This window comes from Methanoregula sp., assembly GCF_041645475.1.
In the GTDB taxonomy this organism is placed as follows: Archaea; Halobacteriota; Methanomicrobia; order Methanomicrobiales; family Methanospirillaceae; genus Methanoregula.
On the sequence record NZ_JBAZQA010000002.1, the window covers coordinates 169,826 to 192,891 of the forward strand.

Genomic DNA, 23,066 nt, shown 5'->3' on the forward strand with positions numbered 1-23,066 from the left:
CGACAGGGTATAATCACTTTCATCCCTTCGCTTCCCGCATCAGAGTTCATCTTTTCCCTTCAGGCTCTGTTTGACAGCAGCGGTTGTTTTGGCTGCGGCCTTGCCCACTTTATCTGCTGCCTTTTTGGACTCGGTCTTGACAGTGCCCGCAGCCTTCTTTGTCTCGGTCTTGACCGTTTCTGCAGTTTTTGCCGCGCCGGTCTTTACCGAATCCCCGGTTTTCCTTACTGCCGAGTCAAGTTTTCCAACGCCTTCCGAGAAGGATTTGTTGGCGTCCTTGAGTGCGGCTTCTGCTTTTTCTTTGAGCGGGGGTGTTCTCCTCACCGTAACCGTGGCGCCTTCCTTGAGGCCGAGGTCTTTTAAGTCCTCCTCACTGACGCGGACTTCCCCTTCCCCTACCATCCTGTCGGCGATCACCGTAACGGTGACGACCTTTTTGGTTGTCTCGTTTACAAGGTCCACATGGTCTCCTTCAACAATCTTCAGCTCGGTGAGCTTTGACTCGTGGAGGCGTACCCGTCCGTGGCTCGGGAACGCACGCTTCTTGATGATCAATTGCATGTCGGTCATAATGGATACCTGCTCTGAAATATGATAATGGTTTTGTATTCCTGCCGTTTCGACGGCAGAACCTGATACAGTATGGACGGTCTGCCCTAAAAAAGAAGGGTAATGTACTATTCCAGCCCCTTAAATCCAGGAAGGATTTACGGAGTGAAAAAAAAGGGAAAAAAATACATGCCTAACATTAATGCAAAAAAGTAAATTCGTTTTGGAGCGGAAATACTGACGCTCCAGGGGCTTCGCCCCGCCGCTATGGCGCCACGGTTGCGATAGTGCTGTATTACCTGAATCGGGATTTTTGGTAATACCGAGGAATCGCATGCGCCCCCGCCCCATTGGGGGCAGGGCTGGCGCAAAGGGGGGCGGACTTTTGTAAAAGATAGATGTCAGGGGCTGGATTGGCACTTTACCCAAAAAGAATGGATCCGGATTATGGCAGTTTCAGCGGGATTGTACTGATATGTTCAAACGGGATCTTCGGCGAAAAACCAAGGATATCCAGCGTTGCTTCCCCTTTTACCCTCAGGGAAATCTGTCCCTTTGCAAAGATGAAGACAAGAGCGCTCATCAGTTTCATGTTGTCGACCGAAACCGGAATCGTGAGATCATTCGGACCGGCTTTGATCGCAATACTTTCCTGGCTCCCGCAGGTGAGGTACGTCCAGTTCTCACCGTCCTTATAGAAAACACTGAACGTCAGTTTTTTGATCTTCACCCCAACCGGGTTCCGGTTCATGATTGCAAGGGTGACTGCGAGCGAGAGGGTTGAAAGGGAAAGTGAAGTGAGCGCGGTATCTTTCACGGTTATTTCCGGTTCCTTGATGAAAAGACCGCAACCCGGAATGGTATTTCCTGAAAGAAGCAGCGGCAGCCAGAACAAAAACTCACCCGGTTCTTGTTAATAATGGAAAAATGATTGATGGGATACGGTTTTCACGCAACGGCCTGCGCTTTCTTTGCCGTGAAAGAATAGGCGATCGCGATAAGTCCCATGACGATCCCGAACGCACCGGCAATGAACGGCAGGAGTGCTGCAACAATGAGCGGCATGCAGAGGAGGAGGAGACCGAATATGATGCTGATAACCCCGAGCACTGCGTTGCCTGCATCCTTTGCGGTAAAGCCCTGGAAGAGGTGAGCGCAGCCGATGAAACAGGCCCAGAAACCTACGAAGATCACAAAGAACGAGAGGACAAAGACGGTTGAATAGAGCGGGTAACACAGGATTACGATACCTGCAAGGATGTTGATGATGGCAAGGAAGATCTTCCAGCCCATATTCGAGCGGTCAACGGCAAGACTGCCGAGCGCAAATAATCCGCCCACGAGCCAGTATGCTCCCATGAACGTGATGAGGATTACCGTTGTCATGCCGGGAGTTGCAAGCAGCATGCACCCGATGAGGAGTGCGAGGATTCCCCAGATGAGCAACAGCCACCAGGGGAACAGTTTCACATCCACAACAGCGGGAATCGGCGAGGAAATTTCTTCAGTCATAATACTTTCACGTGTGTAACATAATCCGAGATAGTATTTGTAGACTCCGTTTCCATTTACCGAGATGCTGTAGCATAATCCCCCCCCCTGACCGGAAGGAATCGGACTTCGGGCCGCCATGTTATATAATGTATGTCGCATACAATCCATGTGTAGTCGGACATATCATATCACATAAATTCAGTTACCTGCCGGGAAACGTATCCTGGCATACCTCAGTTCCCATGTGTCCGGCATCACCATGCCTGACAATGTACAGGAGGAATTCATGAACCGTGAAGAAAAACTCGTGGTTGCAATAATTGACGACTGCATGCATACGGACACCCCGCATGGGCGCGCCATCCAGCGGATTGCGAAAGGTCTTGAAGAGTATGGGATCTATGTAGGGGATGTTGCTTCCCCGTCCGACGCCCGCGCTGCATATTCCAATCTCCCGGCAGTCAACTGTATTCTCATCAACTGGAATCTCGGGGGAGATACCCCACAGAAACACAAGGAGACTCTTGCGCTCATCCATCAAATCCGTGAGCAGAGCGAGCATATCCCGATCTTCCTCATGGCTGAACCCACGAGCGAGACTCCGGCATCCTTGACGGTCGACATGATCCGGGAGATCAGCGAGTATATCTACGTCATGGAAGATACTCCCGAATTTATTGCCGGGCGGATCACCGCTGCGGCCAGACGCTACCGGGAACGTCTCCTTCCGCCGTTTTTCGGGGAACTGGTGAAATTCTCAGATGATTTCGAATATTCCTGGCATACCCCGGGCCATGCCGGGGGAACCGCATTCCGCAAATCCGCGGCCGGCCGGCTCTTCCACGAGTTCTTCGGCGAACAGCTCTTCCGGTCCGATCTCTCCATATCGGTTGGCGAACTCGGCTCCCTCCTCGATCACTCGGGGCCGGTGGGTGAAGCGGAGCGGTATGCCGCGAAGGTGTTTGGCGCCGACATGACGTACTTTGTCACGAACGGGACGTCGACTGCCAACAAGATCGTGTACTTTGGCCGGGTCACCACGGACGATATCGTTCTCGTGGACCGGAACTGCCACAAGTCTGCCGAGCATGCCCTCACGATGACCCATTCCATTGCCGTGTACATGATCCCGACACGGAACCGGTACGGGATCATAGGCCCGATTCCGCCGCAGGAGATGACACAGGCCGCAATAAAGAAGAAGATCGCTCTCTGTCCGCTGGTAAAAACGCTCAAAAGCAAAAAGCCCGTCCATGCAGTTATCACCAACTCCACCTATGACGGGCTCTGTTACCATGCAACAACGGTAGAAGACCTGCTCGGGAAAAGTGTGGACACCATCCATTTCGATGAGGCGTGGTACGCGTATGCCCGGTTCAACCCGCTGTACAGGGACCGCTTTGCCATGCGGGACGGGGCAAAGGACGAGAACGGCCCCACCGTCTTTGCAACCCAGTCCACCCACAAACTGCTCGCCGCCCTCTCCCAGGCATCCATGATCCATATCCGGACCGGGCGGGTTCCCGTTGATCCCGGGCGGTTCAACGAAGGGTTCATGATGCACAGTTCCACCTCGCCGCTCTATACGATCATCGCATCCCTCGACGTATCGTCAAAGATGATGGATGGTGCGTCCGGCCGGCACCTTACCACCGAATCCATTGAAGAAGCGATCCGGTTCCGCCGCACCATGGCCCGGGTTGAGCGGGAGATTGTTTCAGGGAAGACCAAAAAGGACTGGTGGTTCTCCATGTGGCAGCCCGAGACGGTTGCGGATCCGAAAACAAAGAAGAAAGTTTCCTTTGCCGATGCATCGATCGACACCCTCCGGGACAATCCTTCCTGCTGGGTGCTCCACCCGGGCGATTCCTGGCACGGGTTTACCGGGCTTCCGGACAACTACTGCATGCTTGACCCGATCAAGGTCACCGTGCTCATGCCCGGTGTGAACCCGGACGGGTCGCTTGCAACGTGGGGTATTCCGGCAGCGGTCGTGGTCAAGTTCCTCGACACGCGGGGGATCATCAACGAGAAGTCCGGCGATTACAGCATCCTGTTCCTCTTCTCGATGGGGATAACAAAAGGAAAGTGGGGCACGCTTATTGCCGAACTCTTCGAGTTCAAACGGCTGTACGACGAGAATGCGCCGCTCGAAGAGGTATTCCCCGATCTCACGAAAAATTTCCCGGCAGTATATGCCGGAAAAACCCTCCGGGACCTGGTGGACGGGATGCATGCCTTCAAAAAGGATTCCGGGATGTGCGACCTGCTCCAGAAAGCCTTTGCACTCCTGCCGGAACCGGCAATGACCTATGCCGATACCTATTCCCGCCTGGTGCGGGGCGATGTTGAACACCTCCCCTTGAAAATGGCAAAGGACCGGATCATCGCAACGGGTATCGTTCCCTACCCGCCGGGGATCCCCCTGCTTGCCCCCGGTGAGCGGACTGGCAGGCTGGACGAACCGGTGCTCCAGTACCTCTCCTGTCTTGAGGCATTTGACAAACGGTTCCCGGGGTTCGAGCACGATACCCACGGGATAGAAAACGTGAACGGTGATTACATGATGTATTGTATCAAGGAGAAGAAATGAGCAACGAAGCAGTATCCGCAAACCCCCTTGCCTCGAAAAAAGTCCTGGGCCTCTTTGCCCTCGCCATGATCAACGTGGCCGCAGTCTTAAGCATCAGGAATTTCCCGTCAATGGCAATCTACGGATGGTCGTGTATTGGCTGGTATATCATCGGGGCGGTCCTCTTCCTCATCCCGATCTCCCTTGCGGGGGCAGAGCTCGCAACCGGCTGGCCGCAGGGAGGTGGTGTCTACGCCTGGGTGAAACAGGCATTCGGGGAGAAAGGCGGTTTTACCGCGCTCTTCTGTGAATGGTCGAACAACCTTGTCTGGTTCCCGACCGTGCTCTCGTTCATAGCATCAACGCTCGCCTTTGCGCTGACCCCTGCTCTTGCGAACAGTTCCTGGTACATGTTCACGGTGATGATGATCGCCTTCTGGGGCACGACCGCGATCGCTTACTTCGGTGAGGAAGTCTCAACGAAGTTCGGCAACGTGGGTGTAATCCTCGGGAGCATCATCCCGTCGATCCTCATAATCCTCCTCGGGCTCTGGTGGTTCGGGTCCGGTGCAACCATAGTCCTCCCGCCGCTGAGCCTTGGAGCGATGGTACCCGTGATCAATTCCTCGACCCTGCCGTTCTTTGCAACGATCATCCTCCTTTTTGCCGGTATGGAGATGGCAGGATTCCACGCGCTTGAGACCAAAAACCCGCAAAAGGATTTCCCAAAGGCAATGGCCCTGTCGGCAGTCATCATCGTGATCTGCACGGTCCTTGCAACGCTTGCGATTGCAGTTGTCATTCCCGCAGACCAGCTCAATCTCGCCTCCGGGGTCATGCAGGCAATCGAGTACTTCTTCAATGCAGCCGGGGTCTCCTGGCTTGTCGCCCCCATGGCGGTGCTGATCACCCTTGGCGGGGTTGTCTCGCTTGCAGCCTGGCTCATCGGTCCGGCCAAGGGGCTTGGCATTGTTGCTGAGGAAGGGAACATGCCCCCCATGTTCGACCGCACCAACAAGTACGGGGCACCGGTGGCGGTCCTCGTGATCCAGGCGCTGATTGGCTCGGCTATCTCGCTCCTGTATGTCTTCCTCCCGTCCGTCAACCAGGCCTACTGGATCCTCTCGGCAATGACGGTTGAACTTCTCTGTATTGTTTACATCCTCGTGTTTGCATCCGTGATCAAACTCCGGTACAGCCAGCCGGATACCCCGCGTCCGTTCAGGATCCCGGGAGGTATGGCCGGCGTCTGGATTGTCGGCGGGCTTGGGCTGTTTGGCACGGTCTTTGCCTTTATCGTCGGGCTCATGCCGCCGTCGTACTTTGCCACGGGAGGATTATCGTATGTCGGGGCTGTGCTGTTTGGGACATTCATCCTTGCCGTCCCGCCCCTGGTATTCCTGAAACTGAAAAAACCCGGCTGGCTGAAAACCCCGGGTGAGCGGAGGTAATTGAGATGACCATGCTTTGTCTCACACTCAACAATGGAGGGCAATTATGAGCGGAAGTATTACCCTTGAACACGGCCTGATGGTTTTTCTCGTCGTGATGTTCCTGATACCCTGCGGTATCATCATTCTTGTATCCCAGGAAGCAGCCTATTTCCCGGTTTCCGGTGAACCCGTCGTGGACGCTGCAAACCTGACCGGTATCACTATTACGAGCGTCAAGGCCACTCACTGGAACCTTACCGGTTCATCCGGGGGTAAGACCTATGTCCTTGCAGATACCAACGGAAATACCCTTACTCTCTCAACCCAGACGTTTGAAAGTGCAGAAGCCCGCGATGCCGCCATCCGGTTGTATAATTCACACCCGGTAGGCCGCGGCAAACCTGTGAGCAGTCTGCATATTGTCGGGCAGCAGCTGGTGTATGCCAACCCGGCGAACAGCCCGATTCTCGAGAAGATAGTACCGGTGTTAAAAGAGAAGGCCCGTGCGGTTCCAACCGGAACATAATTTTTTGTTTTACTGTTCTCTTGAGATAGCCTGATTTTTTCGTTCTTCAATGGTGTCCTTTTTCCCTGATTGTGTGACCCCCGGTCGGATACAAAAATTCAGGTTTTTTCCCAAACCGGGGGCCCGGATGATCCACTTCCTTTGGACATCCTCCGAAAACGGTCGGGAACTCAAAATCCCTGATGACCCCTGATGAGTATCTCCCATTAATATGCCCCGTTTTCCGGATCCAGCCCGGGTCAGGATTCCGGTTCCTGGATATAACCCCGGATTGCCGTCATTGTCGTGCTGTCCAGCAATACTGAGAAATCGAGATCAACCACATAGACCGGGAACGTTCCAAAGATGGTATTCTGTTTGACCTGGTAAATTCTGGATTCCAGCAGCAGGGTGGGTTTCTCATACGGGTTGATCAAAGCACCTGGTTTATCACCGGTGTGCTTCACCATGAGGCGGTTCAGGGAATTCTCCTTGTAATCCAGGAGACGACGGGCCATAAGCCGGCTGCTGGCGCCGTGGATAGAGCGGATGAGAAAATACTGGCTGACTGCGATAATAAAAATAAGGCCCGCAAGGTGCGCGAGTTCGGCAAGGGTGGATTTGGTCAGGAAGGCCCCTACCGTCATACCCGGCAGCAGGATGATCGTTACCAGGATCAGGATTACGACAAAGGCAAAGGCGCCCATGAATAAGGCCGAGATCAGGAGTGGCGGGATATTCCGGTCCGAAAGCCGGGTTTTCATTCCTTCAACATTTCTGGCAAAGGTATCCGAGAAGGGTTCGATCTTCCAGATCAGGAAGTAGAAGATTGCAATAACAATGCACTGGGAGATCACGATGAGCGCCCCGTCCATGGAGACATCCTTTATCTGGAACGCGATAAGGGTGAAGAAAATATCGATGGTGAAGATCATGCCGATGCCCAGGGAAAGGGCCCGGCTGTTGATAAAGAACGCATTGAGAAAGAGGCGGGTGAACCGGGTGGTTCCGGCTTTTATCCCGATGTCCTGAAGCCAGGAGAGATATTTTTTAAAATCTGCCTTGTGGATGCTTGCGTATTCGCGGCTGGTGGGGATGAGGAGCGAGATAAAATAGACCATGTTGAGGTAGAAACTGGCGGCAATGAACAGGACAAAGTAATCCATCCGGATGGCAAGAAACAGCGCGTTTATCAGCAGGCAGCAGAAAAGGATCACGCCGTGCAACGGGCCATGCGCCCCCTTTTTCATCAGGAGGTCACGGCTTTTTTGGACACGTACCAGTTCGTCTTTGATTGCCTGCTGGAGGGGATTCTCATCCAGTGCAGTTTTTTGTTGTTCTGATCCTGACACCGCTATTTCCTTTCGGGATTCTTCGGTCTCCCGTACACGGGATACAATACCCACGAGCAACAGGGAAATGAAGAGCATGTACCTGCCGCTGTGGTGGGGAGCTTCTCCCCCCGGTTTTCCCCGGTGTTCCGGATACCGATTGTCATGACTGACCCCGAATTATCGTGGTTTTTCTGTATGTTGTGGTTCCGTGCCGATCAACCTTACGGTGGTTTCTGGGAAGGGGATCTCGATACCCTCAGCTTCGAGCGCAGTTTTTATCCGGGGGAGGAACTCGGTTCTCAGTGAGAGATCGTCCTGGGTATTGGCCCAGACGGACGGCACCCAGAACCGGGCCTTGACCTGGATACTGCTCGGATCAATTCCGCTCACAAAAATTTCCGGTGCCGGGTTCTTCAGCACGAACGTATGGGATTCCACAATTTCCCTTATGATCGCAATTGCCAGATCCGCATTGTCCTCGTACCGGATCCCGGTCTCGTACGAATACCGTCGTGCAACGTGCGCGTGAAAGTTGGAGAGTGTGGTGCTGTAGAGCAGGTTGTTGGGTATCCGCTCGAGAACCCCGCTTGGCGTGCGGATAGTAATTGAGAGGAGGTGGACTGCAACGACCGTGCCGGAAACCTCGCCCACCTGGATGAAATCGCCGGCAGTGAAGGTATGTTCATAGAGAAGACCTACTCCCGCGGCAGCATTCCCGACAACCGCCGAGCTGGACATGGCAACAGCAATGATACACCCGACAAGAAGCAGAAAGACAATCGTCATACTCAGGTGGAAAATCCCTGGCAGTGCGAGGGCAAGGGCAACAAAGATGATGAGCACCCGGACTACCATTGTTGCAAGTCCGAGCTGGTCCTCCTTCAGCCGGTGACTGAACCGCAGTTTCATGAAATGGGCGACAACAAGACCGATAACATATGCTGCGGCAAACAGCAGGAGAACGAACACGAGATCTCCCCAGGTAAAATCCGAGGTGATGGCATCGGCGTTCTCCGTGACCTCGCTCATCGTAGAGGAGAGGTTAAGGTAATTCCCAAGAATCATATGACCCCCGATTCCATGTAGAATCCCTGTTCGGGAATGATAGGCAGTTTCCGGCTCGAATAGAGATCGATTCCCCGGTTCGGACAATCCGGTGGGGGTGTTTCCTCAAACGATGTGACGGCAATAGCGGATGAGATTATCTCCATGGTCACGTTCATGCCGACATGCGACCCGTAAAACAGTTTCATGGCATGGCACTCGAAGACTGCCCGCGACACTTCGACCGCCCCGGCATAGCGGTTCTTAATGGTAAGGGTCATAACGCCCTCGAAGTGTGGATCGGTTGAGGGGGGCTTCTGGTATATGTCGCTCTCATAATAGCGCGTGATGAGCCCGGTTACCGGCTTGCCGTACAGGGAATATTTTACCGGGTTTTTGGAGAAGATGTCGATAACTGACGTGTCCGTGCCGGTCAGGAGGAATACGCCGATCTCTACCGGGAATTTCAGGTTGACTGCCATGGATTCGCCGGGCTGCATGACAATTGTCGGGAAGACGATCTCGAGATGATGGGCGATCTCGATGGGGAGATTGACCGGCTCGACCGGGCTGATGGTTATGCCTGCTTCCGGACTGATTGCAAGGATCTTTTTGATCTTTTCGTTGCCGCACTGACGCTCGTACCGGGGAACCGGGCCGGACCGGTCGAGCGTGAGTGAGAAGTCTTTTTCAGTATAGGAAAAATCCCCGGGATGGTGTCCAAACACAAAAAGGGGTGGATCTGGTGGGCAATAAAGGTGACGTAACCGGTCCGGCACAGGGCCGGTATCCGGCAGGTTTGTCTCCCGCGTTCCTGATCGGATCCGGCTCTTCTCAACCGGATGAATTTTGTAGTTGTATCACAAAACAGGTATACAGAAGCGAAGATCTCGCTGATTTAAAAGTATAGGTGAAACTATGCTGGACACAAAAACGTCATGCCTCCTGCGAGGCATTTTAGGGGTAATTTTCGGGTTTCTTGCCCTGATGCTTCCGGATATCATCATTGGGGCATTCTATGGTTTTTTCTGGATACTGATAGGTCTCGGTATGGCGGTATTCCTGTTCCTGGCCATAACCTCCCGGAACGATGAGGCCACGATGTGGTTCGGCCTTGCCGCAGTCCTCCTTGTCCTTGGGGTAGTCTCCTTTGTCTTCCCGGGATTTGTTGCCCTCCTCTTCATCCTGATCGTGGCGGGTATTGCAATTTATAACGGGTTTAACGATATTACCATCGCCCTCACGCACCCGAAGACCAAATATATCCTCATTCCGGCAATGATCCTTACGGGTGTTGCTTTCCTTGCGGTGCTCTTCTATTACTTCCCGGGTTTTGAGAAGAACCTCTTCCTCTCGATTGTCGGAACCTTTGCTCTCATCTTCGGTCTCTACTCGATCGTCCTTGGTTACTATAAATCCGAAAGTTCGGATGAACCTGAACCGGCAGTACTTAAGAACGCTGTCTGCACGTTTGGCAAGAACAAAGAGAACAAATAACCGCCACCCGTTTTCCTTTTTCCCGTGGTGAATTTCTCGGCAGATACCTATGACGTATGATGTGGTGATTGCCGGTGCTGGGCCGGTGGGAAGTGCGGCCGCAGGAGAGTGTGCCCGTCTCGGTCTCTCCACGCTCTGCATTGAAGAGCACGGCACGATCGGCCACCCCGTCCAGTGTGCCGGCCTCCTCTCGAACGCTGCGTTCTCCGAGTGCCGCGTTTCGGAGCGTACCGTTCTGAACCGGGTAACGGGTGCCCGGATCTTTTCAGGAACCGGTCCTGGCCTCCTTATCGATGCCAAGAGGACCATGGCGTGCGTGGTGGACCGGTGCGCCCTTGACCGCGAGATGGCCGGGCACGCAGCCAACAGCGGGGTGGAGTTCCGGCTCAAAACCAGCGTCTGCGGGATCCGGGGCAACACCCTGCGGACCCGGGGTGTGTACGGCCCGGAAGAGATCCCGTTCCGTATCCTGATCGCGGCCGACGGTCCGCGGAGCAGCATCGCCCGGTATCTCGGGATGGAACGAGCCCGGATGTTCCTGGCAGGTATCCAGGTGGATATACCCCGTGCATCAGATCCCCGCTATGTTGAACTTTATCCCGATGCAGCGCCGGACTTTTTTGGCTGGGCAATACCGGCAACTCCTGACATAACCCGGATCGGCATGTGCACCGGTGCAGATATTCCTGCGAGGTTTGAAGCGTTTCAAAAAAAATTCGGAGAGAACTCGCTCCATCTCGTCACCGGCACGCTCCCGCTTGGCGTTATGCCCCGGACCTACGGCCACCGCACCCTCTTTGTCGGGGACGCGGCCGGTCTTGCAAAACCGACATCGGGGGGTGGGATCTATACCGGTGTCCGCTCTGCCCGCCACGCTGCTGCGGTGGCTGCCGAAGCCTGCGAATGCGATCGCTTTGACGATCCGGTTCTTGCCGGGTACGAGCGCCGCTGGCAGGCCGATTTCGGGAGCGAACTCGAGCTGGGCTTCCGGCTTCTTGGCATGCGGCAGCGCATGACCCCTGCGGATGTAAGAGATATCCTTGCAGCGCTCGACGACCCGGAGATCATCCGCACCATCGAAGAGTACGGGGACATGGACCGGCCCGGAACGGTGGTAAAAAAACTTCTCCTAAAACCCGGGATGCTCCGGCTCCTCGGGCCGTTACTTGCCACGGGGCTCCGGTCGTTTTTTTAAATCCGGCAGAGCACGTTTTTCATGCATCCTGGTGGATCAGGATGTGGCAGCGATCGCTCTTCTTGTTCCCGGGAAACCGGAATGCACCCTGGGGGACATGCAGTTCGAACCGGGCCCCCCTGCGGTACTCCCCGGTCTCCCGGATGGTGATTCCCGTAATCGAGAGGATCTCCTTGACCAGGAAGAGGCCCAGTCCGGTATTTTTACCAAATCCTTTCGTGAAGATCTTCTCCTTGTCAAACGGCGGGACGCCAATGCCGTTATCCTCGATGGTGATCAGTGCACATTCCTTGTTTTTGACAACGGAGATCCGGATCTTGGTGACAGAATCCCCGTGCTTGAGCGCATTCTCCACAAGATTGTAACATGCCCTCTCCAGGAGCGGGTCGGCAAAGATATCTATTCCCCCGGTATCCGACTGTACGCAGATCTTCTTGATGTCCACATGGGTGCAGGCATGGAAAAAGACCTCGTGGACATTCTGCCAGGAAGGTGCCGTTGCCCCGAGGTTCTGGTACAGCCGGGTGAACTCGATGTTCTCGCCGATGGTCCGCACCGTCTCCGTGATCTTCCGGAGATACATGGAATACTCCGGTTCGTCCGGCCGGTCTGCCACGAGATCGAGATATCCCCCGATGACTGTCAGCTTGTTCCGGATATCGTGCCGTGTAATATCCGAGAGCAGGTTGAGTTTCCGGTTTGAGAGCTGGAGGGCCTCCTGGGCCATCTGGATCTCTGATATATCATGGAAAATTCCCATGACACAACGCCGGTCTCCCTGGTAAATCGCGGTTGCGTTGATGATGACCGGCACCTCCCTGCCGTCCCGGTCAATGACCGGGATCATCTGCGACCCGGTCCCCATCTGGATAACCTGTTCATAATATTCCGAGAGGGAATCACGGACATCCTGGGGGTGGAGTTCAGTGTAGTGCATGCTGCGGATCTCTGCAAGGGTACGCCCGATCAGGTCCTGGGCTTTCTTGTTTGCATCGACCAGCAGATTGGTCTCTATGTCCGCAATGAAGATCGCATCGTTGGCATGATTCATGAGCCCCCGGTTCTTCTCATTTTCTATGATGAGTTCGCTCTCAACACGCTTCCGGTCGGTGATATCGATCGCGGTAAAGGTGATCCCGCGGGAGAGATCCCCGGGGATAAGGGGTGCGGAATTGAGCAGGATATCGAGAATGGTACCGTCATTGCGCTGCCAGCGGGTCTCGATCTTTGCATGGCCGCAGTTCCGGATCTGCCGGTCCCGCTCCCTTGTAACAAACTCATGCTCCTCATCGTCGGGGTAAATCATGCGGGAGTTCCTGCCAACCAGCTCCTCCTTTGTGTACCCGAGCATATCGCAGCAGTACTGGTTCACCTCGATGAAGAGCTGGTTGACCGAGACCCCGATCCCGCCCGGTGCTGCCGCAAAGACACTCCTGAGTTCTGCCTGGCGCTCCTGCAGGGAGACCTCGTTCTTCTTGCTCTCGGTGATGTCCCGGATGGATTCAATGGCACCGGTGACTTTGCCGTTCTTGTCATAGAGCAGGGATGCCTTTGCCTGGAAGATGATGGGCTTTTTTTGGGGGCATGGGGCGCTTGATTCCGCATATAGGACCCCGCCCTCTTTCTGGAGGATGATGTACCCGCTGTCCTCCACCTTCCCGACCGGTTCGAGAAGAAGGTCGATGAGCAGCGGGCGGCGTTCCGGGTAAAACGCATAGGAATATTCGTAGTTGCCTTTCCCGATCATGGATTCCGCCGGAATCCCGCTCATCTCCTCAAATGCCTTGTTCCATGCTATCACTTCTCCATCAGTATTGATAGCAAACGTTGCGTCCGGTAAAAAGTTGATGATGTCTGCAAGGCGCTGCTCGGAGTTGCGGAGTGCGTCAACTGCCCGCCTCCGGTCGAGTGCAATGAGGAGTTTGTGCCGAAGTTCGGCAAACTGGGCTTTGGGATCCCCGCCTTTCTGGAGATAAAAGTCAGCACCGTTGTTGATAGCCTCTATCACTACCTCTTCCCGCCCGCGCCCCGTGAAGAGTATGAACGGGATCCCGTTGTACGTTGTCCGGACCTGCTTGAGGAAATCAATCCCGTCCATCACCGGCATCTGGTAATCGGAGATGATGGCATCGAATGCCTGGCGGCTGAGCAGGTCGAGCCCTTCGGCGGCAGAAGATGCAACCGAGACAGAAAAATCTCCGCTCCTTTCGAGGAAAACCTTGCCAAGCTCAAGCAGCTCCGGCTCATCATCCACGTAGAGGAGCGTTATCATTCAATGTACGTTCTTGTGTGGCAATGGAAAAACCTAATTTTATTACCCGGTTTTATATTTTTTGTTATAATCGCGACAATGGATAATTCCCGGGGAACTCTGCGGTCTTTCTCCGGTATTTCCCGGCCGCTGCAATCCCTGCCGAAAACCGTTTTTTCGGGGGCGCGTAGACCGGTTAATCCGGATCGCCGTTACCTGACTGCCAGGTTGTCTAAACAAAAAAGAGTAAAAAAATTCAGCTCTGCTGTAAATCCGCATTTCATTTTGGTTGTCAAATCTCAAAAGAGGAAGGAGCATGACCCCCACACACTCCTGTGGGGGACGGCTGTCCGGGGGATATCCCCTTGACCCCGGGACAAATTTTTGTCTCCCCTCAGGTTTTGAACAGAGCCAAAATCCGAATCCCGGCTTAACCGGTTTTTTCCTTCATATCTGCGGATGGTTCAGCGCTGGCCCGTATGGAGCGGTACACGCCAATAATGATGGAAACTACCGCAAGAAGCGAGATCCCGATGATGGCGTAGATGATGTAACTGAAGTTCTGCTGGACAATCGGGATACGGCCAAAGAAGAAGCCGGCCAGGGTGAATGCGGTGATCCAGAGAATTCCCCCGACAAGGTTATACGTGATAAACCAGCGGTACGGCATCTTGCCGACCCCGGCAAGGAACGGGGCGAACGTTCTTATGAACGGGATGAACCGGGCAATGACAATGGTGAAACCGCCGTATTTTTCAAAATACTCGTGCGTCTTTTCCAGATGGTCTTTCTTGATGAAACTGTACTTCTGGTCAAGGAGCTTCAGGCCGACTTTGTTTCCTATCCAGTAGTTGAGCGAGTCACCCAGGACTGCAGCGATGATGAGCGATCCTATCAGGACCTCGGGGTTCAGGTAGCCGGCACCGGCAAGCGCCCCGGCAACGAAGAGGAGCGAATCGCCCGGCAGGTACGGCAGCACGACAAGCCCTGTCTCGCAGAAGATGATCAGGAACAGGATGAGGTACGTCCAGATGCCATAGGTTTCGATAATACCGGGCAGGTACTTGTCGAAATGGAGGACGAGATCAATGAACGGAAACAACAGATCCATTTCCGGGTATCTGGGTTTTTTTCGGGCATAAAGGCATCCCTGGAAAACAACCGGGCCCGGATGGTACCCGGGCCGTCCTGCAATGCAGCTGGCCGATGAAATGTTATTGGCCCATTATCACCATCCCTGATGGTCAATTACGGGTCTTAAAAAAAAGGGATGGTTATGCCGGCTGTGCAGTTTTCCGGGCGAACCAGGAGCGGTACGCAAGCCGGAGGATGAATCCGATGATCAGCACGGATGCGGATACAATAATGATCCGGATCCACTGCTCAGCCGAGAGCGGAACCGTTGCAAAGACTGCTCCGCCGTACTGGACGATTGCGATCTGGATGAGAACAATCGCGCCCATGACCCCGAAGAATGTCGGGTTGCCCCGGAAGAACGCGGGCATCTTTCCGTCCAGTGCCCGGCAGTTGATCCCGTTCCAGACCGCAGCCATGATGAATGCCGCAAAGAAGACCGTGCTCACTTCGGCAGGCGTGGAGCCCCCGAGGAAGCCGGTCTGTAACTGGAGGATACCTGCAATGATGAGGAATGCTGCGGTTACCGTGATCGAGAGCCACATGAACGGCGTGACGATCTTTGCATCCTGCGGGACCGGTTTATGGCTCATGAGCGCGCCGTGGGGAGCCTCCGAACAGAGCGCAAAGGCTGCAAGCGTATCCATGATGATGTTGATCCAGAGGATCTGGATGATGGTAAATGGCTCGGGAAGCCCGAGGAGCGGGGCTATAAAGACGAGGAGGCAGGCACAGAAGTTGATGGTGAGCTGGAAGAGGATGAACCGCTGGATGTTCTCGTAGAGCGACCTGCCCCACCAGACAGCACTCGTGATCGATGAAAATGAATCGTCGAGCAGGATGATGTCGCTTGCTTCCCTTGCAACTTCCGTTCCGGCAATGCCCATTGCAAGGCCGACATTTGCATGCTTGAGCGCCGGGGCATCGTTGGTCCCGTCACCGGTCACGGCAACAACCGCGCCGGTCTTCTGGAGCGCTTCGACAAGCAGGAGCTTGTCCATGGGTTCTGCCCGGGCCATCACGTCGAGGTTCCGGGCAGCCTCAACCTGCTCCTCTTTGGTAAGCACACGGAATGCTCCGCCGGTCATGACGGTTCCGTCCTTCAGGATCCCGGCTTCGCGGGCAATAGCCCGGGCGGTCTCGGGATTGTCCCCGGTGACCATCCGCACGCGGATGCCGGCGCTGTGGCAGGTTGCAACCGATTCAGCAATCTGGTCCCTGAGCGGATCGCGGATGCCGACAAACCCGTCCCAGGTAAGGCCGGTCTCGCTCTCGTCCCCGTTGAGGATCTCCTTGTGCGCAAACGAGAGGGTCCGCATTGCGCGTGAGGCAAGAGTGCTCACCCCGCCAAGGTCGGGTTTGTCGGCACAGAGCGCTGCAACGATCTCCGGGGCACCTTTGACGAGAAGGAACGACCGCTCTTTGAGATGGATGACGGTTGACATCCGCTTCCGGTTGCCGTCAAAGAGATACTGTTTGGTGACATGATTCTCGGATCTGATCTGCATGTAATCGAGCGACTCGGAACGGAGCCACCGGAGCAGGGCTCCTTCCGTGGAATTTCCGATAACGATGACCTTTCCCTCGCGCTCCTCAAGGTGTGCCGTCCCGTTCACGGCAGCATTGAGGGTGATCCATTCCGCAGGGGACAGAGGGATATCCCGGGGATTGACCGGTTTTCCGGTGGAGGATTCCGCGACTTCCATCTGGTTCTTTGTCAGCGTTCCGGTCTTGTCCGTGCAGATGGTGGTTGCCGACCCGATAGTCTCGCAGGCAATCATCCGGCGGACAAGGCAGTTGGCCCGGGTCATCTTGCGCATGGCAAGCGAGAGCGAGAGTGCAACACTCATGGGAAGGCCCTCAGGAACCGCTGCAACCACGATCACGACTGCGAGCATGAAGTACTGGAGGATATTGTTGGCAGTATCGAGGTTGAACCCGGTCACGTCGCCAACGAGGACGCCCCGGATAAAGAGCGTGGCACAGATGAGGATGGCCATCGCGTACCCGAATTTGCTGATAACACCGGCAAGCGACTCGAGTTTCTGTTCAAGCGGAGTTGCGGTGGCATGGTCGATTCCGAGGGAAGCCGCGATCACGCCCATCTGGGCCGAATCACCGACTGCTGCTGCGATCATATGCCCTTTGCCTGCCGTGACAAACGCTCCTTTCAGTACCTTATCCCGTTCCGCTTTCTGGACCGGCTCCGTCTCACCGGTGAAGGCCGATTCGTCGGAGCAGAGATCGTCGGATGCAAGGATCCAGCCGTCGGCGGGAATCGCATCGCCGGCTTCAAGAAGGATCAGGTCCCCGACAACGATCTCCCGCGAGGGGATGGAGGCGGGGTGGCCGTCCCTAATCACCTTGATCGCAACATCGTCCCGGTGTGCATTCAGGACATCGAACTCCTTACTGCTGCGGTACTCGTTGAAGAATGCGATACCGGTGGCAAGAAGGACAGCGATGATGATCCCGATAGTATCGAGTAGCCCGCTTCCCTTGAGCAGTGATACAATGGTCGAGACTGCGACTGCAAAGAGCAGGATCCGGATGATGGGGTCGTTGAATTTCTCCAGGTACTGTTTCCAGAGCGGTTCGCGCACCGGGGGAGTCATGGCATTAGCGCCATGCGTTGCGCGGAGCCGTTCAGCATCCTTTGAGGCAATACCGGCAGTTCCCGTGAGGGTGGCCAGTTCTTCGATGGGGATTATTACGGGTTCTTTCATATAATTTCCACGCGGGACAAAAATCTGAAGTAGTATTGGGTTTTTGGGGATTATATCTGTTCGGCGGAACTCCGTTTCCTCCGGTACCGGTCAAAAGATCCGGTGCCGGCGATAAGCGGGCGTATTGTTGTTCTATGTCATGATTGCCCCTCGCGAGCCCTTCAAAATTTGGGATCATACCAAACATTCATGTGGAACGCCGGACAACCTGATTCCATGGAAATCCGTGACGGTCTTGGTCTCTCTCCCCGGAAAGCCGCTTATATCCGGTACATCCACGAGAAAGGCGGTCAGGTCAGGACCAATGAGATCGCAGCACGTTTTTGCGTGGACCCGTCCACCGTTACGAAAACGATTGCTGAGCTTGTCGAGAGCGATCTGCTCACCCACACCCCGTATTACGGAGTCCGCCTTTCCGAGTCAGGCCGGTGTTATGCCGGGTTCCTGGTAAAGCGTCACCGCATTCTCTCCCTCATCTTCACGCACTACGGCCTCTCGGATGAGCAGGCCTGTGAGGAAGTCTCGCGCTTCGAGAGTTTCGTATCCAAGACTGCCATTGACCGGATGTGCAATGCCATGGGGCACCCGCGACAGGGTGTCTGCGGTGAGATCACTCACGACACCGGGTGCCTGGATCATGTACGGTAATCGCTTTTCCCGGGCCATCGTCAATACAGTGTATCCAGAACCGCGAGGCAGCAGATCATGAGTTCCGCAGCATTCTCCCCCCACATACCCGACCTCGACCTCATCACGTACTATGCCGAGAAACAGGCCTCGTTCTTTTCCCGGGTGAGCCCGTGGACAAAGTTCGGCTGCCTGATCTTTATCGTGCTTGCCATCACGCTCACCCGCAACCCTGCGATCCTGCTTGGGATGTATATCGTTGTCGTATCCCTGTATGTGTCTGCCGGCCTGCCGGTAAAAAAACTCGTTGCCTGGTATGCCCTTCCCCTCCTCTTTGTACTCTCGCTCATAGGTCTCATGATCTGGAGCGAACCCGGCGTGCCGCTCGCGTCCATAACCCTTGCGGGCTTCACCCTCACCCTCACGGACAATGGCCTCCTGCTCCTCGCAACCCTGACGCTCAAGGCGTTCATCTCGGTAACCTTCTCGCTCTTCTTCTTAATGACCACGCGGTACCAGCACTTTGCTGCCATGATCTCGCGCATCTTTCCCACGCCGCTCGACCAGATCTTCCTCATGGCGTACCGCTTCCTCTTCCTCACGCTGTCTATGACGGCGTCGGTCCTCAAGTCGGTCCGCTCCCGGGGCGGAGGGCTTCTCCACAGCGTACGGATGCAGGGCCGGCTCTTTGCCGGTGTCTTTGCGCACGTCTTTATCCGGTCCTTCGAGCGCGGGGAACGGGTTCACAAGGCCATGACCGCCCGGGGATATACCGGGTCGTATGCCTCGTACGGCGAGGTACCCCGCCCGGCGCTTTCGGGGATTACTCTCCTCGTTGTTCTTGCCATTGTATCTGCAGCCCTCGTGATCACATCGCCCTACCGGGGGTGGTAATTGCATGGAAGCCCCCGACAAGATCCCGATGGCCCTGGCTCATCACTGCCCTCCCTTTGACCCGGAGAACGAACTGATCCATGTTGACTGTGCAAGCCATATCTATCCCGACGGGAGCGTGGGAATTCACGAGATGTGTTTCTCGGTAAGGAAGCACGAGATCGTGGCACTTTGCGGCCCCAATGGATCGGGCAAGTCCACGCTGATCGAGCACCTCAACGGCCTGCTCCGGCCAACCCAGGGCCGGGTCTGGGTGAACGGGAAGTCCATATCGGAAGGCGAGCAGGCCAATCTCTGGAAAGAGGTTGGTCTCGTCTTCCAGCAATCCGACGACCAGCTCTTCGCCCCGACCGTGCTCGATGACGTGATGTTCGGGCCGCTGAACATGGGAATGCCTGTGCGGGATGCATCAACCCGCGCCCTCCAGGCCCTGGAGACGGTCGGGGCCGGGGATCTTGCAGCCCGGCTGCCCAATTACCTGAGCGGCGGCCAGAAACGGCTCATCTCCATTGCCGGCATCCTTGCCATGCAGCCGCTGGTCATTGCCATGGACGAACCGACCTCCGACCTGGACCCGGTCCATACCGGCATGGTCGAGTCGATCATCCTGGACCTGCGGGACCGTCAGGGCATATCGGTAGTGATCGCCACTCACGACCTGGACCTGGCAGCCCGGATCGCGGACCGGGTCTGCCTGGTGCAAAACGGGGCGGTATATGCTCAGGGAACCCCGCAGGAGATCTTCTACAACCCGAAGCTTGTACAGGATGCGGGCCTCTCTCTCCCCTCAACGGTTGGGACCTACCTGGACTTCTGTACCGCTGCGAAAACTGCGCCTATCGATCGTCCGGTCCGGCGCGAGGAACTGACAGAGGCGCTCCTGAAGATTCGGGCCCGGAACCCTGCAGAGTAATGTTTGGCCTCACCCCAAAAATCCCGTAACCTTGATATCCGCTCCCGAGAGATGATTGGAACAGATATCCCGGCGGGCAGTGTCCCGTCCGGGTTCATGAGGTCTCCCCGGTCATGGCGCACATACATCTTGAGGACGGCTCCTTTTCCCTCCTGTGGGTGATCGTCTGGTGGGCGTCTGCCCTGCTCCTCCTTGGGATCGCGTTGTACTTCCTGCGCACCTCCAAAAAGCCGGACCCCCGGCGCATCACGATTGCCGCGTTCTGCACTGCGGCCGCGTTTGCAGTCTTCCAGGTCGACATCCCCATTGCCGGCGGTGTCCACATCAACTTAACCCCGCTCATCGGCATCCTGACCGGCCCCATCATCGGGTCGCTCATCGTCTTTATCAGCAACATCCTCTCTGCTGCTATCGGCCATGGCGGCTGGGGGATGATCGGGGCTAACACGCTCGTCAATTTCTCAGAAGTGGTTGTCGCGTACGGGGTTTTCCGCCTCTTAAAGCGCTGGATACCCGACCTCTTCTCGCGGGCAGGCATCGCCACTATCATCGGGCTTTTTGTAGGGAACTGCGTGATGATCGGCATCATTCTCGTCTCCGGTATCCAGGGCGTAACACAGGGAACGTCCCAGATGCTTCCGGGGCTCTCTCTTATCTTTGCCATCAACATGGGAGTAGCCGTTATCGAGGCCTTCGTGACCGGTCTCGTTGTCGCCTATATGGGCCGGGTCCGTCCCGACCTGCTGGACGGGGAGAAAAAATGAGCGGACCCGGTGAATCCGGCACGCGGTACGGGATGGCACTCTTCCTCCTGCTTGCAATAGCAATGGTTGCAATTGCCGTGATAGCGGCGGGAGTGACCGGCCCGATGGGTATCGAGGAGCGTTTCAACTCTGCAGTTGGCATTCACGGGGATCCAGGGATTATCCATGAAGAGGAAGGATCCGAATTCTCCATCGAAGGGCATCCCCTGTTCTATGCAATCCTCCTTGCAGTTCTTGTCATCGCATGTTTCTTTCTGTATCGCAAATACCATATCTGACCGGAACCTCAGGGGTGACCGTATGTTCCGGTGTTCTGCCAATTGCCGGACACGTGCTCTCTCTTTCTGGGCAGATCCTGATACAACGGGCTTGACCCTTCTTTCCCTGTTGGCCGTGGCATTCCCGTGAGAGTCACCCATTCACTTCCTGCCGGATGAACAAGCAAAAAACCAAGGACCGACAATACCCTTTGCCCCTTTTACCCCGCTGTCCGCAATCCACGGGTTATTTAAGCCATCGGATAAATCACTCCTCTGATCATGAAACGACACCGCACCGTGGATCTCAGGGCCATTGCCAGGTCGGCTATGGAGAAATACGGCTTTAAGCCGGATTTCCCGGAAGCCGTTGTGAGAGACGTCGATGCCATCCGGGAGACCGCCCCTTCGGACAACGGGGAGGCTCTCGACCTGCGCCCGCTTCTCTGGTCCTCCATTGACAACAGCGATTCCATGGACCTCGACCAGATCGAATACTGCGAACAGAACCCGGACGGATCGGTCCATGTCCGGGTGGCTATCGCGGACGTTGACGCGTATGTCCCGAAGAACTCCAAAGCGGACCGGTATGCTGCCCACAATGGTACCTCGGTGTATCTTGACGTTGAGACCTACCCGCTCTTTCCGGACCGGCTCTCCAAGGGGATCACCTCACTCCTGCCGGGCCGTGACCACCGGGCGATTGTTATCTCATATACGGTCCTCCCCGACGGAAGGTTCGAGCCTGAACTTGTGTACCGTGCCCTGGTGCGCAACAAGGCAAAACTGGTGTACGAGGAAGTTGGTGACTGGCTGTCCGGGACCGGCACAATCCCGGGGGCTGTCCGGGACACCCCCGGTATGGAAGAGCAGGTCCGGTTGCAGGATAAGACTGCCCGGCTGCTGAAGGAGAGGCGGCTCGCGGATGGAGCGCTCGATCTCGATACTATTGAGCCAAAAGCCGTGATCGAGAACGGGAATGTCCGGGAGATTATCGTTATAAAAAAGAATCCGGCCCGGAGCATCATCGAGGAGTTCATGGTGGCGGCAAACGGGACCATGGTCCGGTTCCTTGCACGTGCGGGTATTCCCATGATCCAGCGCATTGTGCGGGTGCCCAAATACTGGGACGAGATCGTGCTCACTGCCGCGACCTGTGGCGAGCACCTCCCGGCTTCACCGGATGTGAAGGCACTCTCCGGGTTCCTTTTCCGGCAAAAAGCTGCGGACCCGGCCCGGTTCCCCGATCTCTCGCTCACGATCATCAAGCTTCTCGGCCCCGGGGAGTACCTGGCGCTCGATCCCGGCATGCCGCCAACCGGCCACTTCTCGATGGCAGTCACTGACTACACCCACTCAACTGCCCCCAACCGGCGCTACGTGGACCTCATCAACCAGCGACTGGTCAAAAGCGTGCTCGACCATGTCCAGAGCCCGTATTCCTCCGATGACCTGGCAGAGGGTTCGGCCTGGCTGACCGACCGGGAGAGATCTTCCAAGAAAGCCGAGCGGTTCATGCGGAAAGCGGCCGCGGCGGTCCTCCTCCAGGACCGGATCGGGGATACGTTCGATGCGATGGTGACCGGAGCTTCGGAAAAGGGCGTGTACGTCCGGCTTCTCGATCCGCCTGCCGAAGGAAAAGTTTTCGGGAACGTGCACGGGCTTCGGGTTGGCATGAAGATCCGTGTCCGCCTGTTAAAGACCGATCCGTACAGCGGGTTCATCGACTTCGAACCTGCGGGGAGCAGGGCGCAATAACCGTCAGCGTTTTTCTCTCCCTCTCACGAATCGTTTTTTACCCGGCCGCCAGGGTCGGGAAAGAGCGATCTTCTTCAGCCGCCAAATCCCCGGCGCTTCCATCCGCGGGATCGCTCCTT

General features: G+C 55.8%; 20 protein-coding genes. 11 read left to right on the forward strand and 9 right to left on the reverse strand.

Going from position 1 to position 23,066, the window contains the following annotated elements; all coding sequences use genetic code 11:
* Window positions 1-39: 39 nt before the first annotated feature.
* The 3 genes from WC598_RS02745 to WC598_RS02755 all read right to left on the reverse strand — a co-directional run bounded on the left by WC598_RS02745 (window position 40) and on the right by WC598_RS02755 (window position 2,061).
* Entirely contained in the window at window positions 40-570 is a 531-nt protein-coding gene (locus WC598_RS02745) for a hypothetical protein (RefSeq protein ID WP_372959935.1), read from the reverse strand.
* A gap of 424 nt (window positions 571-994) precedes the next feature.
* Entirely contained in the window at window positions 995-1,444 is a 450-nt protein-coding gene (locus tag WC598_RS02750) for an LEA type 2 family protein (RefSeq protein ID WP_372959936.1), read from the reverse strand.
* A 53-nt stretch (window positions 1,445-1,497) separates the two neighbouring features.
* Window positions 1,498-2,061 (reverse strand): HdeD family acid-resistance protein, encoded by a 564-nt coding sequence (locus WC598_RS02755; protein WP_372959937.1) that lies wholly within the window; start codon window positions 2,059-2,061, stop codon window positions 1,498-1,500.
* 268 nt (window positions 2,062-2,329) lie between these two features.
* Between WC598_RS02755 and WC598_RS02760 the strand changes: the two genes are divergently transcribed.
* From WC598_RS02760 to WC598_RS02770, 3 genes are read left to right on the forward strand one after another with little or no spacing between them, the layout of a single operon-like run.
* Window positions 2,330-4,636, forward strand: a complete 2,307-nt coding sequence (locus WC598_RS02760; protein WP_372959938.1) for an Orn/Lys/Arg decarboxylase N-terminal domain-containing protein — start codon at window positions 2,330-2,332, stop codon at window positions 4,634-4,636.
* Entirely contained in the window at window positions 4,633-6,066 is a 1,434-nt protein-coding gene (locus WC598_RS02765; protein WP_372959939.1) for an amino acid permease, read from the forward strand. The genes WC598_RS02760 and WC598_RS02765 overlap by 4 nt, the downstream gene beginning before the upstream one ends.
* 46 nt (window positions 6,067-6,112) lie before the next feature.
* On the forward strand, window positions 6,113-6,574 hold the full coding sequence (locus WC598_RS02770; RefSeq protein WP_372959940.1) for a hypothetical protein: 462 nt from the start codon (window positions 6,113-6,115) through the stop codon (window positions 6,572-6,574).
* A gap of 239 nt (window positions 6,575-6,813) precedes the next feature.
* Here the strand turns inward: WC598_RS02770 and WC598_RS02775 are convergent, their stop codons facing one another.
* The 3 genes from WC598_RS02775 to WC598_RS02785 form a co-directional block, all read right to left on the reverse strand.
* Window positions 6,814-7,983 carry a hypothetical protein gene (locus WC598_RS02775; RefSeq protein WP_372959941.1) on the reverse strand — a complete coding sequence of 390 codons (1,170 nt, stop codon included), beginning with the start codon at window positions 7,981-7,983 and terminating at the stop codon, window positions 6,814-6,816.
* Window positions 7,984-8,064: 81 nt separating this feature from the next.
* Complete coding sequence (locus WC598_RS02780) at window positions 8,065-8,952, reverse strand: mechanosensitive ion channel family protein (protein ID WP_372959942.1); 888 nt, start codon at window positions 8,950-8,952, stop codon at window positions 8,065-8,067.
* Window positions 8,949-9,659, reverse strand: coding sequence for a DUF432 domain-containing protein (locus tag WC598_RS02785; RefSeq protein ID WP_372959943.1), 711 nt, complete (start codon window positions 9,657-9,659; stop codon window positions 8,949-8,951). The genes WC598_RS02780 and WC598_RS02785 overlap by 4 nt, the downstream gene beginning before the upstream one ends.
* A gap of 190 nt (window positions 9,660-9,849) precedes the next feature.
* Here WC598_RS02785 and WC598_RS02790 point away from each other — a divergent pair, with 190 nt between their 5' ends.
* Together WC598_RS02790 and WC598_RS02795 are read left to right on the forward strand one after the other, a co-directional pair.
* On the forward strand, window positions 9,850-10,428 hold the full coding sequence (locus tag WC598_RS02790) for a hypothetical protein (RefSeq protein WP_372959944.1): 579 nt from the start codon (window positions 9,850-9,852) through the stop codon (window positions 10,426-10,428).
* 49 nt (window positions 10,429-10,477) lie between these two features.
* Window positions 10,478-11,623 (forward strand): geranylgeranyl reductase family protein, encoded by a 1,146-nt coding sequence (locus WC598_RS02795; RefSeq protein ID WP_372959945.1) that lies wholly within the window; start codon window positions 10,478-10,480, stop codon window positions 11,621-11,623.
* Between the two features lie 19 nt (window positions 11,624-11,642).
* On the opposite strand, the gene WC598_RS02800 is transcribed toward WC598_RS02795, so the two are convergent.
* The 3 genes from WC598_RS02800 to WC598_RS02810 form a co-directional block, all read right to left on the reverse strand.
* A complete protein-coding gene (locus WC598_RS02800; protein WP_372959946.1) occupies window positions 11,643-13,895 on the reverse strand; it encodes a PAS domain S-box protein in 2,253 nt (750 codons plus the stop codon).
* Window positions 13,896-14,304: 409 nt separating this feature from the next.
* Window positions 14,305-14,985, reverse strand: a complete 681-nt coding sequence (locus WC598_RS02805; protein WP_372959947.1) for a DedA family protein — start codon at window positions 14,983-14,985, stop codon at window positions 14,305-14,307.
* A gap of 163 nt (window positions 14,986-15,148) precedes the next feature.
* Complete coding sequence (locus tag WC598_RS02810; RefSeq protein ID WP_372959948.1) at window positions 15,149-17,734, reverse strand: calcium-translocating P-type ATPase, PMCA-type; 2,586 nt, start codon at window positions 17,732-17,734, stop codon at window positions 15,149-15,151.
* A 216-nt stretch (window positions 17,735-17,950) separates the two neighbouring features.
* On the opposite strand from WC598_RS02810, the gene WC598_RS02815 reads away from it, so the two are divergent.
* From WC598_RS02815 to WC598_RS02840, 6 genes are all read left to right on the forward strand, one after another.
* Complete coding sequence (locus WC598_RS02815; protein WP_372959949.1) at window positions 17,951-18,382, forward strand: metal-dependent transcriptional regulator; 432 nt, start codon at window positions 17,951-17,953, stop codon at window positions 18,380-18,382.
* Window positions 18,383-18,439: 57 nt separating this feature from the next.
* Complete coding sequence (gene cbiQ, locus WC598_RS02820) at window positions 18,440-19,255, forward strand: cobalt ECF transporter T component CbiQ (protein WP_372959950.1); 816 nt, start codon at window positions 18,440-18,442, stop codon at window positions 19,253-19,255.
* 4 nt (window positions 19,256-19,259) lie between these two features.
* The gene (locus WC598_RS02825; protein ID WP_372959951.1) at window positions 19,260-20,168 is read left to right on the forward strand and encodes an energy-coupling factor ABC transporter ATP-binding protein; all 909 of its coding nucleotides are present in this window, start codon (window positions 19,260-19,262) and stop codon (window positions 20,166-20,168) included.
* A gap of 113 nt (window positions 20,169-20,281) precedes the next feature.
* The gene (locus tag WC598_RS02830; RefSeq protein ID WP_372959952.1) at window positions 20,282-20,932 is read left to right on the forward strand and encodes an energy-coupling factor ABC transporter permease; all 651 of its coding nucleotides are present in this window, start codon (window positions 20,282-20,284) and stop codon (window positions 20,930-20,932) included.
* Window positions 20,929-21,210, forward strand: coding sequence for a hypothetical protein (locus WC598_RS02835; RefSeq protein ID WP_372959953.1), 282 nt, complete (start codon window positions 20,929-20,931; stop codon window positions 21,208-21,210). Before WC598_RS02830 ends, WC598_RS02835 begins: the two co-directional genes overlap by 4 nt.
* Before the next feature lie 261 nt (window positions 21,211-21,471).
* A complete protein-coding gene (locus WC598_RS02840; RefSeq protein ID WP_372959954.1) occupies window positions 21,472-22,947 on the forward strand; it encodes an RNB domain-containing ribonuclease in 1,476 nt (491 codons plus the stop codon).
* The last annotated feature ends 119 nt before the right edge of the window (window positions 22,948-23,066 follow it).